Origin of the sequence: Rhizobium atlanticum (genome assembly GCF_030182485.1) — a bacterium.
Lineage (GTDB): Bacteria > Pseudomonadota > Alphaproteobacteria > Rhizobiales > Rhizobiaceae > Rhizobium.
The window spans coordinates 1-11,929 of sequence record NZ_JAQJCJ010000050.1 but is presented as its reverse complement, the minus strand read 5'-3'; the positions used below and the strand labels follow the sequence as shown (position 1 = coordinate 11,929).

General features: G+C 55.8%; 8 protein-coding genes and 4 pseudogenes. 4 read left to right on the top strand and 8 right to left on the bottom strand.

What is annotated here, in order from left to right; all coding sequences use genetic code 11:
- Both PH551_RS32080 and PH551_RS32075 read left to right on the top strand, forming a co-directional pair.
- The coding region (locus PH551_RS32080; protein ID WP_285196078.1) for a transposase domain-containing protein at window positions 1-273 on the top strand (273 nt) is incomplete at its 5' end.
- A 19-nt stretch (window positions 274-292) separates the two neighbouring features.
- A pseudogene (locus PH551_RS32075) lies at window positions 293-904 on the top strand (IS630 family transposase); the annotation flags it as partial.
- Window positions 905-1,172: 268 nt separating this feature from the next.
- On the opposite strand, the gene nodD1 reads toward PH551_RS32075, so the two are convergent.
- The 6 genes and pseudogenes from nodD1 to PH551_RS32045 all read right to left on the bottom strand — a co-directional run bounded on the left by nodD1 (window position 1,173) and on the right by PH551_RS32045 (window position 6,953).
- Window positions 1,173-2,117, bottom strand: a complete 945-nt coding sequence (gene nodD1, locus PH551_RS32070; RefSeq protein WP_018247214.1) for a transcriptional regulator NodD1 — start codon at window positions 2,115-2,117, stop codon at window positions 1,173-1,175.
- Between the two features lie 166 nt (window positions 2,118-2,283).
- Complete coding sequence (gene nolE, locus PH551_RS32065) at window positions 2,284-2,616, bottom strand: nodulation protein NolE (RefSeq protein ID WP_018247213.1); 333 nt, start codon at window positions 2,614-2,616, stop codon at window positions 2,284-2,286.
- 542 nt (window positions 2,617-3,158) lie between these two features.
- Window positions 3,159-3,703, bottom strand: a pseudogene (istB, locus tag PH551_RS32060) (IS21-like element helper ATPase IstB); the annotation flags it as partial.
- Window positions 3,669-3,972: pseudogene (locus tag PH551_RS32055) on the bottom strand (transposase); the annotation flags it as partial. The pseudogenes PH551_RS32055 and istB, both read right to left, overlap by 35 nt.
- Before the next feature lie 74 nt (window positions 3,973-4,046).
- Window positions 4,047-4,514 carry an FkbM family methyltransferase gene (locus tag PH551_RS32050; protein ID WP_274533449.1) on the bottom strand — a complete coding sequence of 156 codons (468 nt, stop codon included), beginning with the start codon at window positions 4,512-4,514 and terminating at the stop codon, window positions 4,047-4,049.
- 381 nt (window positions 4,515-4,895) lie between these two features.
- Window positions 4,896-6,953, bottom strand: coding sequence for a carbamoyltransferase family protein (locus tag PH551_RS32045; protein WP_004679190.1), 2,058 nt, complete (start codon window positions 6,951-6,953; stop codon window positions 4,896-4,898).
- Window positions 6,954-8,303: 1,350 nt separating this feature from the next.
- Here PH551_RS32045 and PH551_RS32040 point away from each other — a divergent pair.
- A complete protein-coding gene (locus PH551_RS32040) occupies window positions 8,304-8,978 on the top strand; it encodes an MreC domain-containing protein (RefSeq protein WP_008536492.1) in 675 nt (224 codons plus the stop codon).
- Between the two features lie 128 nt (window positions 8,979-9,106).
- Window positions 9,107-9,646 carry a hypothetical protein gene (locus tag PH551_RS32035; RefSeq protein WP_004679185.1) on the top strand — a complete coding sequence of 180 codons (540 nt, stop codon included), beginning with the start codon at window positions 9,107-9,109 and terminating at the stop codon, window positions 9,644-9,646.
- Between the two features lie 550 nt (window positions 9,647-10,196).
- On the opposite strand, the gene hemN is transcribed toward PH551_RS32035, so the two are convergent.
- Both hemN and PH551_RS32025 read right to left on the bottom strand, forming a co-directional pair.
- Entirely contained in the window at window positions 10,197-11,543 is a 1,347-nt protein-coding gene (hemN, locus tag PH551_RS32030; RefSeq protein WP_018247211.1) for an oxygen-independent coproporphyrinogen III oxidase, read from the bottom strand.
- A gap of 88 nt (window positions 11,544-11,631) precedes the next feature.
- Window positions 11,632-11,829, bottom strand: a pseudogene (locus tag PH551_RS32025) (hypothetical protein); the annotation flags it as partial.
- Between the last annotated feature and the right edge of the window lie 100 nt (window positions 11,830-11,929).

Below are 11,929 nucleotides of genomic sequence, written 5' to 3'. Positions count from 1 at the left end.
GGCCGGATTTGCCTGACGAATAATGCGGCAGAGCGAGCGCTCAGAGGCTTTGCGCTCGGCAGAAAATCCTGGCTCTTCGCCGGATCAGACCGCGGTGCAGATCGTGCGGCCTTCATGGCCACATTGATTATGACGGCAAAACTCAACGACATCGATCCGCAGGTGTGGCTGGCCGACGTTCTTGCCAGCATCGCTGATACGTCGATTACCAGGCTGGAGCAGTTGCTTCCGTGGAATTGGACGCCGCCGACCGTCAACGCTCAAGCGGCCTGACCTGCGGCCTTCACCGGAGGCTTACAAAAAAACGATGGTGGCAAGCGAGCAAGACCGCCCGAAGGTGGCCCGGTTCCGGATGCGATGGAAGACCCATCAGCACCGGCCTGATCCGGACCGTCTCGTCTTCATCGACGAGACTTGGGTCAAGACCAACATGACGCGCACCTGCGGCTGGTGTCAGCGGGGAGAGCCCCTCATTGCAAAAGTCCCTCATGGTCATTGGAAGACACTGACCTTCCTGGCCGGCTTACGCCGCGATAGCATCGTTGCCCCCTTCGTCCTCGATGGTCCCATCAATGGCATCGCTTTTACCGCATGGGTTCGCCAATGTCTGGTCCCGACACTCAAATCCGGTGACATCGTCATCCTCGACAATCTGGGAAGCCACAAGGGAAAGCCGGCCCGCGATGCGATCCGAGATGTCGGTGCACATCTCTTTTTCCTGCCGCCCTACAGCCCCGACCTCAATCCCATCGAGATGATGTTCGCAAAGCTCAAGACACTCGTCAGAAAGGCAGACGAACGAACCGTTGAAACTACATGGAGACGCATTGGAGAACTCTTGAAGGCGTTCAGTCCCCAGGAGTGCTCCAACTACCTCAGACATGCAGGGTATGGTTCAGAATAACCCTGACAGACTCTAATGTCGATTGGAGCTGCGTGAACCTTCGACTTGCGTCGTCGACAAACTGTCGAGGAGGTTGTTTCATTGGTCGTTGAACGGCGGGCGTAGGAGAGCATCTGTCCAGTTCCTCCATACTTGGTCGTCAGTCAGCGCGGCTGTTGGGCCAGCGGGACAGGATCGATCATCCGTGAGACTGTAGCGGCGACGTCTCAAAGAGGCTCCTCATTCCGACGCCATGAATCACGCCGAACGACAAAACCACGAAAGAATGCTAGGAAATCCTGAGACGTCTCATTACCTCATGGGGCGAGGGCATGCGGGATGCTTCCTGACATAGCACGTCCCGCATCCAGAGGCTTGCCTGACCACTATTGTGAAGCGCGGGCCATTGGAGGGCCTGTGTGAACGCGGGCAGCGGTAGCGGAAGGTCGGCGATCCGCAGGGGTATTGTCTTTTCGAGCTGCTTGACCAGGCGTAAGGGCATTGTCGCTATGCGCTCGGTCCCTGAAAGCATGAACGGAACCATGCTGAAGCCCTGCACGACTACTTCGACATGTCTCTTAAGCCCATGCCCAAGCAAACACCATTCCTCGAAGGAAGCCGTCCTAGCGTTCCCAAACTTCACCACAACGTGTCCCATCGACATATACCTCTCGAGTGTAAGTTGCTCCGAGAGTAGCTTGTTCGAGTGGCAGCCCACGCACACGAGGGTCTCCTCGAATAACGCCACCTTAGGATGTGCGCGCGACATGAGCAATTCCGGAAAGATGAGAAAATCGGCGTCACCGCGCCGCAAGTACTCATCGTAGTTATCGGCGATCGGCAGCAACTCGAAGCTGACGGCGGGCGCTTCTCGGGCGACACGCGTCACGACCTTTTCAAAAAAAACGAGTGCGGCGTAATCGGAAAGAATAACTCTGAAGCAGCGATCCGATTGAGCAGGGCAAAACGGATCCCAAGATATGATCGAGACCTGGATGTGAAGCAGAGCCTCGCGGACCGAAGGCGCGAGCCGCTCCGCACGCGGGGTTGGAACGAGTTCGCGACCGACCATGGTAAAAAGGTCGTCATTGAAATAGGTGCGTAACCTGCCGACGGCCGCGCTCATGGCCGGTTGGCTCAAGTTGATGCTGCGCGCTGCCGCCGTGAGATTACGCTCGGTCATCAGGGCGTCGAGTGCGACGAGGAGATTCAGATCAAGGCCCTTGAACCGCATGTCTTCATCCGTAGCGAGGTGGCGAGATAAAAGGTGAAAAGGCTTGGTGTCGCAATGCGGCGCCACGAGAGATCAGCAAGCAAAGGGTCGCCTAAAATTGAGAAAGTATCGATGTTCCAGCCGCCGTGGCTTTGATGGTCTTACTGCTACCTTCAACCGACACGATTCAGTGGTGCCTGATCATTCTGGCGAGTAGCAGTGTTTTCCGCGGATAAAAGTTTCGGTCTGCGACGTCGATCACTTCGGCGCCTTCAATACGTACTTCGGGGGGTAAGACGCACTCGTAGCACTCACCTTCTTCGGCAGGAGTATCTTGGCAATTGAAGTCTTGAGTGTGCTCCGCTGAATGGGCTTTGTCAGCACCATTCAGGTTTGCGCGGGGGTCACTTGTCGCCGGGCCGCAATCTTGGTTACGATCATCTGCTGCAAGTGACGGCCCGGCCCGCAATGCCAATGCGAGCAACGCTGCAACGATGACGTAGTAACCAGTAACCTTCATGAGACGTTTCCTTTCTTCGGCTAAGGCCAGGCGATACCAGGTAGGATTGATGCCATTCCCGCCGCCAGTGCTTCGGGGCTACAGGCGTTGTTGGATTGGTTGAGAGCCTTTCAACGGATCATACCCGGTGGAGTGGAGACGGCCGTCTATGGAGCATCCGCGAAAATTGGTGAAATCTATTGTTTAAATGCGAGTCATCCATTCGATGCATGTAGACGACGTCTTGCCTGCCCGAACCAACAAGTGTCGCCAAACCCACTGTTTTCAGGGGCGTCTTTTCACCCAGTCCTTCTATCCTCAGTGGGCTTGCGCATGTCGTTGCCGCCATCCCCTTCATCCGGGATAGCAAAGGGCGCCGCATGCGGGAGGGACACCCCTGCGTCTCCCGTCAGGCTACGACATTTTGTTCGATCGGCTGCCTTGTATGGAGAAGACCGGATTCCTGACGTTTCAGTGTCATCGTTTTGCAATGAGATAGAGGTAATGGCCGCAAGCCGGCTGGGTCGACCACGTTTGGCTTCCATCGCGGAACGTCGCCGTTAGCTTTCGACGTTCATTTCGAATGATCGTAGCGTGATGAACAAGTCGGTCCACCGCGGCAAGCGTCATGGCCGGGTCCGGAAAGACGCGGTTCCATTCTCCAAAGGGCTGATTGGCGGTGATGATGATGGAGCGCCGCTCATATCTTGCGGAGATGAGTTCGAAGAGCACGCGGGTTTAGGCCTGGTCCTAGTGACGTAGGCCAGGTCGTCGAGGATAAGCAGATCGAACTTGTCGAGCTTTGCGACGGCGGATTCGAGCTGGAGTTCACGCCGTGCGACCTGCAGTTTCTGGACGAGGTCGGTCGTGCGAGTGAACAGCACCCGCCAACCGTTCTCGATCAGCGCGAGGTCGAGGGCCGCGGCGAGATGGCTCTTTCCGCCGCCCGGCGTACCGAACATGAGGATATTGGCACCTTTCGCGACCCAGCTGTCGCCAGCGGCAATGGCCATGACCTGGGCCTGGAGAGCATAGGGACTGCATCAAAATCAAAGCTGTCGAGCGTCTTTTCCGGTGGCAGGTTTCGCCTGGGCAAAATACGCCGACGCTTTGCGCACAATCGCGTTGGCCTGACGAAGCTCGCGGCTCTCCCGCTCAAGAGCCTTCATATTCTCAGCGACATCGTTCGGCCGGCCTGCTCGCTTACCGCTATCGACCTCGGTCTTCTTCACCCATTCGTGCAGCGTGCGTGGCCGGCAAGAAACCGATCTTGGCCGCGATAGATGAAACGGCAGCCCACCGCGCGGGGTGCTCGGCTTCGTGATCCAGCACCATGCGGAGGACTTCAGGCGAGAAATTGTTCGTTGTCTTGCTCATATCGGCTCCAATCTCTCATGAGTTGAAGCCTCCGGCAAACTCGCGCGGTTCTTGAATCCCAAAAAGGGAACCGGCTATAGGCTTGAGTTTTTAAGCAAAACGTCACCCTCCACTCCTCGGGGATACTCAACTACCACCTGGAAGGAAGGTAAGAGCTCAAGAATGGCGCGCAGGGGAAGCTGACCTTCATAGAGCTCATGATCACTATACTCAGCATATATGTAACGCGTTCTCATCAGGATCTGATTGCCACCGGCAATAACGTCGGCCTCGGCTCCCTGCACATCCATCCAGATGAGATCTATGTTCTCTAGGCCAGCTTCGCTGCACCAGTCATCCAGCCTCCTAGTCTCAACCGAAATCGGAGGGTCAAACCGAACCCACTCGTACTCAGAAAGATGGTTCTTGGGACGGCGTATCGAGCCCGAGAGATCCCATTCCTTAGCGCTGTCATTGCCATTGCTGGGATGAAACTCGATCCTCGCGTTTCGGTCGCTGATCGCAACCTCGGATAGCCTCATCCGATCCCGATCAGAACCCATTTTTCCTTGAAGCGTGCAGCGGCTCTGGGGTCTGGCTCAAAGCAATAGAGCTGGGCGCTCGGAAGAAGGCGCAGAAAGCGTTGAGCATCGCTTCCGTCATTGCACCCAATGTCAAAGATTACAGGGTTAGGCTTATCGAGAAGCGAAACGATCTGTCGATGTACGTCTAACCCACACACCGGATCCATCACATTCTCCTTAAGTTTTCGAAGTGCCACTGCTGAACGAGCTCGGGCAGGATATCACTGAAATACCGAGCCATTTGGCCCTTCTTTCGACATGGTTGTTGACGCTTCGCCGTGCGATAGGTGGGCACGGCGCATTGTCTGTCGCGGGCTTTGTTATTCGCGAGTTTGTTTGGCGTAACGAAGCGACCCCAAGCTATGCTGAAAGCCCACTAGTCACCGAGGCCTCAGCGGGGACGGATACCTGTGATTTGCGGCCACGTACCGGGCTTAAGCATATGCAACGCTGCTCCCAAATCTGCCGAAGTTCATTTAGGAAAGTCTCACGACTACCTGAAACCGGCGCGATTCCATCCAAAATGTCTCCAACCAGGGCTTCTCCCTCAATCCTAATTAGCTGTTCAAACAACTCCGGTGAAATACGCACGGCCTGCAGGCTGGAGGCGCCTGTGCGGATCTCACATACAGTCTCTTGCCGATCCAGGGTGGAATATGCACGCGCCTGATGGAGACTTGCGTAAGGTGGCAAGGAAACTGCTAGTTTATTCCACTCCTCCATCGTTGAGATTCGCTTCTTGACGAGAAATGGACCGATCACAAGTGCATCCAGGTCGGTCGTCAAAAAAGTCGTTACGGCATCCCTAACCGAATCTACTACCGGCTCGGCGTTGTTGTTAAACGACGTGTTGAGCAAGATCGGAACGCCGGTTCGCTTCCCGAAAGCATTGATTAGCTCCCAATATGCGGGATTTGTCTCGCGTGACACTGTCTGCAAACGAGCCGTACCATCTACGTGCGTGATGGCGCCTAGCGAACTACGCTTGGGTTCGCGCACAGACACTACGAAATTCATAAAAGGAAATTTGCGCAAGGTACCTGGCAGATCAAAGAATTCCACGGCGTCCTCCTCCAATACCGAGGGAGCAAATGGGCGGTAGCCTTCCCGCTTCTTGACCATCATATTAATTCGATCCTTGTTTGACGCCGGCCTCGGTTCAGCAAGAATACTCCGGTTGCCTAGCGCCCGTGGACCGAACTCCGAACGCCCCTGCACCCAGGCGATCACGGCGCCATCCGCAATCCATTCGGCTGCTTTGCCTGTCACGTCATCACTGCGTTCAATTTCGAGATGCTGGCCCCAAGCAAAAAGTTCCTCCTCCACGCTTCCTTCGCTCTCCAGGTCGGGTCCCCAATAGACGTTTTGCAAACGCTCACGAGGTGCCGGATGCCCCAGATCATGAGACGCCATCAATGCGGCGCCTAGTGCGCAGCCAGCGTCATGGGCCGCCGGTTGCACGAAGATGTCGTCAAACATCCCCGAGTACAGCAGCTTGCCATTCAAAGTGCAGTTGTGTGCCACTCCTCCGGCCAAACACAGTCGTTCGATGCCCGTAACCTTGGTGTAATGCCGTAGGACGTGGAACACGATCCGTTCCAGTGCTTCCTGCAGTGAAGCACTCACATCTTTATGCTGCTGCGTGAACGGCATGCCTTTCTGGCGTATTTGAATGTTACTGAGCAACGTAGGACCAACTCGGTCGAGATGGACCCGATAACCACCGTCGTCTAGGAGTTCGTAAAATTGTTCGAAGATCTCGCGGTACGAAGCGGGATTGCCGTAAGGTGCCAGACCCATGATCTTATATTCATCGAACGCGCCATAACCTAGGTAGCGGATCGTTTCCAAGTATAGCAGCCCTAGAGAATCATTCTCCGGGAATGTCACGAGTGGCTCAATCTCCGTGCTGGAACCAATCGCCAAAAGCCCCGAAAGAAAGTCTCCACCGCCGTCAATTGAGAGGACCAAACTTCGCTCGAAGCCCGACATGAAAAACGAGCTCACGGCGTGCGACATATGGTGGCTCACGAAGGACACACGTGAGGGATCAATTTCGGCACCAAATTCTTGCCCGAGTAAGCCGCACAAAAACAGTCTCGCATCCGGTATTGGGGTGCTTGGGTAAGAGAGGCGCACGCGCTCGAGCACAGCGTTGCAATAGGCCTCGGTCGCATAATACGCGATGCGGTCGATGTCGCTAAGCTGAACACCTGCAGATGCGAGGCAATATTGAATCGAACGCGTTGGTAACTTGTTGGAGTGCTTGATCCGGTTAAGGCGCTCCTCCTCGACCGCCGCTATCACTCGCCCGTCGCGAACGAGAACCGCAGCCCCATCGTGCATAAAGGTGTTCGGTAGATCGAACGAATTTTCGTAGACTCTGCTTAGACCGCCACTGAGCCCTAGACACAGCATGTTGCTCTCCAGTTCGTTTCGAAAGGTAGGTCGCTCTGGCCTGGCCACCGGCTTTCGTAGTTTCATAGGGTGGCGCTTGACAGTGCAGCTAGAGTTCACGGGTCGAAGCCGAAATCAGATCGTGACCGGATCGGTGAGATTGCCGACAATCGGCGCTAACAGAGCCCCAGACCGAAGCATTTGCGGCAGTAACGCCGCGTAACGTATCCACATTACCCAGTCCTTCATCTTTCCGCCCGACAGCCACAACGACGTTTGGTGGTCGCTACAAAGGTCGCAGACCGTATCCTTGCAGCGGCGAGTGCGCCTGCGTTGGCTCCGAGGCATAGCACACAGAATTCCGCCGCCGGCCTCCGTCATTCGCATATGCGCCAGTACCGAACTCAGCTACCACGCGGTGGGACCGCCATTGATAATCACGTCGAACGGCGCCCACGGCGTGAGAACCGATCTGCAACAACGCTAGAAGGGGAAGCAGTAGAAAGATGACCAGCGCGCGGTGAAGACGAATAGGAGGCGGCATCGACCGGGGCAAAAGTGCGTCCCGTGAGAGCCCACTGAAACGTCGAGAAGCAACGACCAAGATTCTACTCGATCACGTCGAGCGCAAGATAACGATCGAGACCAGGCAGCAGACCGACTGCCTCATCTCGTTTTCCCAGCACAGTCTCCACGGCACCCGAGGACCCATTTTAAGAACTCCGAATTACGGCTTTTACAAAACGCTTCTTCAGCGTCTTCTAATGGCAACCGTTTCGATCAGTAAAATCGATTGTTTGGATGGAATGCATTCACGAAAACGATGGCGTGACTCAGCAGTGAAGCGAGCGGCGACCCCATCCTTCTCTCTATGGCGGCCGTGTGCAAGGCAGATCCGCCTGTGACATTCGACCGACAAACTCCTCGTGTCTTGTCATAAAAGCAACACTCCTTCGCTACTCTTGTTTCAGCCGACAAAGCCAAGCCGCATGTTCGTCTCGGCACATCAATGAGCCTAATGGCGGCGCTAGCTGCAAGGAAACTGCGTTCGGTCTTGGTCAGCACCGCCGCTGCGAGTGCCGCGAAACGTGGGCCAAGCGCTTCAACATTTTCCCCGGCGTGAGTGCGCAGCATCTGGTCTTTGAAGCGCCAGCCGACGAAGGAGAAGCCTGGGTTGGTGCGCGGCTCCTTCACCACTTAGGGACCGGGACGATAAATCGGCAGAGGCCGCGGTAACTCCAAAAAATAACGCGGCGCTAAAAAATTGGCCTCAGGCTAGACCGTGGGTATAGACTGGTAGTCCGGTAGGCGCTATTCGTGCTGTTCCAGCATAACATCAGCCACCCCGTGGATTCTCCAAGGCCTCTTATATTGAAAAAAGTGCAACGCAGTTTTGCCGTCGAGTACAAGAACGGCAGGCGAAAACTTGATGCCAGATCGAACTCGATCTGGGGCAATGTGGATCTAAAGTCAGTCGCGCGCGATCTAGAGGAAGAGGCATTGCCTTTTCTGTCAGGTAGCTCTCAGAGTGGCAAACCCGACAGCGAAATGTCTTTGCCGGAACAAGATCAGGCCGAGCAGTTGTTGACAGCGCCTCTCGGGCCGTCGACAACTGCATCAGATACACAGGAGATGAGCATGGCCGACGAGACTAATACGACAACCAAGGTCGATGGACAGACCGTTGTCGAAACGCCTAATGCGCCGAAGAAACAGCGCAAACCGCGCGCCAAAAAAGTCGCGGCACTCGAGACCGCGTTAGCTGACGCTACGGCAGAGCCGGCAGCTGCGCTGGCCGGGGACGGTGGTGTGAAGAGGAGAGGGCGCAAGACAAAGGCTATCGAAGCCACGGCGAGCGCCAAACGCGCACCTGTGCACCGTGCTCCAAAGGCTGTGCAGGCAGCGCCGGCTGCCCCGATGACGGCGAGCGATGAAATGGCAGACCTTTTGCAGTTGGAAGAGGAAAATCAGCGGCTGCGCAAGCTTCTTGCTGAAAAACTTCGCGCTGAAAATGAAGATCTGCGCAAACGGCTCAAGCTCGATTGATATAAGCAGCCGGTCAATAAGCGACCGTATCTACATTCTTATCGAGACAAACAATTCGGCAACGGTAATGCTGTTGCCGGACCCCAAACTCACTGCCTGCTTGCGGGATAAAACGCGAGGTCGGATAGATGGCGTCTCCCTGGAAACTTCTTGCCCGACTGATCTCACCGGGTCGCGAACAAAAGCGAGAAAACGGTTCGGACCAGAAGGTTACGCCGGACACATTGGCCATTGCCGGTCCGACCGAAACGCCTGCCGAGAAGAGCCTGATAAGCGCCGTTCGACCGGCAAGCGAGGGGCCTCCCCGTCACGGCCATTCTCCTGCAATTTCCACCGAGTTTGTCGTTTCTAAGGAAGTCGGAATCGGTGGCCACGATCAGGTAGAAGGCCAAGATGCCAAAAACGTTGAGGCGGCCGATCCACCTCCATTCGGCGGGCTTAGTACCGACATCGCCGCTGGGCACGATGCTACGAGGCTCGAGCGAACTCTCGAGGTCGCCCCGCGTAAGAAGGCATCAGCCGCGATTGCAAACGCTGCCCCGGCAGTTCACACTGCGGACCAGATGAGCCTCGACGAAGACATCAGGGTGCTCAGGAGGCAACTAGCCAGAAAGCTAAGGCTGCAAAACGCGCAGTTGAGAACAATGCTGGAGCGGTTTGAACGGTGACCTGTCGCAGTGCAACAACCTGTCGCCCCGGGCATGTAGTGGAGCCAGCGGCAGCATCACCTGTGTACGGCAAGGACAAATAATTGGGGTCCGAACACGGTCCCATTTCGTCGAGATCAACGACAAGAGTGTTTAGGCCATGTTCTAGGCATTTAACCGCGCTCGATCGCCACCGTGGACATCGAGCCTGCCGCAGGTTTCCTGGATGCGCGTCTCCGCCGCCTGCGCAATCGAAGCCGCATTGGTGGCGTCAAGCTGAACTGTCCGGGCGTCTGGTCCGTTTTGAACGAAGGTGTCGCCTGCTTCAAGTTGGCGCGCTCAACCGAGCCGGTGAAGCCGTGCTGCGCCAGACCTTTCACGATATTTGACGGCGGATTTCTTTGCCAGTGGCGAGAGCTGAACTGTGACGCGATCGAGACCGACACATGCCATGGACTGCGAATTCAGCGATCGATTTAAAATCGAGCAATTGGGGGCTTGCCTCCTGCCTAACATCTCGACGAACTCGAGCTCGATTATGTGATCACTCCAAGGCCCTCCGTTTGCCAGTCTAGATCGGCTGGCGGCCAAGATAAGCATCGAACGCGGCAGCGACATGGCGAAGGGCAGAGCGACGTTCGTGCCGCACACGGACTAAACCGTTGTCAAACTCAACGATCCCATCCTCAGCCAGAATCTCTAGCTGCTTAGCTGAACTCACTAGATGGGTCTGATCAAATCCCTGAGCCGTACAGATTGCTGATATGTCCGCCTCCAAGTAGCACATGAGCTGTTCGATGATTGCAGCTCTTACGCGATCCTCGGTAGTTAAACGGTAGCCCCTTGAGATCGCCAAGCGGCCGGATGCTATGTGCCGGTTATAACAGCTTTGCGTGAGATCGTTTTGAACGTAACCGTCGCCGCAACGACCAATGGCGGACGCGCCCAAACCGATGACAGTTGAGCAGGTTTCGGCAGAGTAACCAAGCGAATTTCGGCGCAGACGACCAGCTCTCTGTGCTATTGCAAGCTCGTCATCCGGCAAAGCAAAATGGTCGAGACCAATTTGCAGATAGCCTGCTGCAACTAACGTATCGGCCATGGCTGAGGCCTGCTCAGCTCGCGCGGCTATATCGGGCAGTGCTGCTGTGTCAATCAAGCGCTGATTTTTTCGAAAAGATGGAACGTGGGAATAACCGAAAACCGCGAGGCGGTCGGGACGCATCGCAATAGCTAACATAGCGCTCTCGAGACAGGACTGGACGGTTTGGTTCGGCAAACCGAACATCAAGTCGAAATTGATACGCCTGACCCCATACAGGCGGAGGTTTTCGACGGCGGTCATCACTTGCGCCTCGCTCTGAATCCGGTTGATCGCTTTTTGTACGACGGGATCGAAGCTCTGCACACCGACGCTTGCGCGATTCACACCGGTCCTTTCTAGGGCTTCGGCCATATCGGTGGTGAACGTGCGCGGGTCGACCTCAACGGCAATGGTTGCACCTCGCTCAATCGCAAAACGGCCGCGCAGGAGTTCCATTAGCGACAGGAAGTCTGCCGATGGCATAATGGTCGGGGATCCGCCGCCAAAGTGCACGTCACCCACTGAGAGTGCCTGCGGCACTTGCTCGGCGACCAGGCGGATTTCCTCGCGCAGCATTGCTAGATAATTGGTTATCAAAGTGTCCCGACGAGTGATGCTAGTCGGAAAACCACAATACCAGCACATCGAGCGGCAGAATGGAATGTGGAGATAGAGCGAGACAGCGTCATCAGTTCCCTGGCTTCTCAGCCATTGCTCATGAGTGTGGGCGCCGATTTCTGAAGAAAACTCCTGTATTGTTGGGTAGATAGTATACCAAGGCAACTGCACCCCGCTATTTGTGTTCGGAACGAAAATCGACGACGGTGCGCGCAAAGACTTTCGCCTGCAGTCCGTGTCACGTTCACATACAATATTTGACACGTTTTTTTCCTTCGAAAGCTTGGTCCTATTGGGCACATGCCACGCCCGGAATGGACTTGATGTTCGATTTGACGTCGCATTCGGAAAGGGCCTTCGGCTCATCGCCAGGCTCGTCGCCGCTCGTTGCGACGCTGAGGTGCTTCTTGCGGCGCTTCGCCGCCTTGTCTGGATATTGCGCTAATACTTCCGCAATGAGCTGTTCATGCAAAACGCTGTCATTCTCGTAATCAAGGCTCATGGGCCCCTGCCCCCTTTCAAGGTTCGGGTTAGGTCGTCGTCGCCGAAGCGGCTTTCTTGGAAGGACGCGCTGGCGCAAGGGCCAGCGCGTCCTGTCGACA

Bases quoted from the DNA above. Each gene is read 5' to 3' on its own strand.
- nodD1 (WP_018247214.1), bottom strand. From the start codon at position 2,117: ATGCGGTTCAAGGGCCTTGATCTGAATCTCCTCGTCGCACTCGACGCC.
- nolE (WP_018247213.1), bottom strand. From the start codon at position 2,616: ATGAAGGTTACTGGTTACTACGTCATCGTTGCAGCGTTGCTCGCATTG.
- PH551_RS32050 (WP_274533449.1), bottom strand. From the start codon at position 4,514: ATGGGTTCTGATCGGGATCGGATGAGGCTATCCGAGGTTGCGATCAGC.
- PH551_RS32045 (WP_004679190.1), bottom strand. From the start codon at position 6,953: ATGCTGTGTCTAGGGCTCAGTGGCGGTCTAAGCAGAGTCTACGAAAAT.
- PH551_RS32035 (WP_004679185.1), top strand. From the start codon at position 9,107: ATGGCGTCTCCCTGGAAACTTCTTGCCCGACTGATCTCACCGGGTCGC.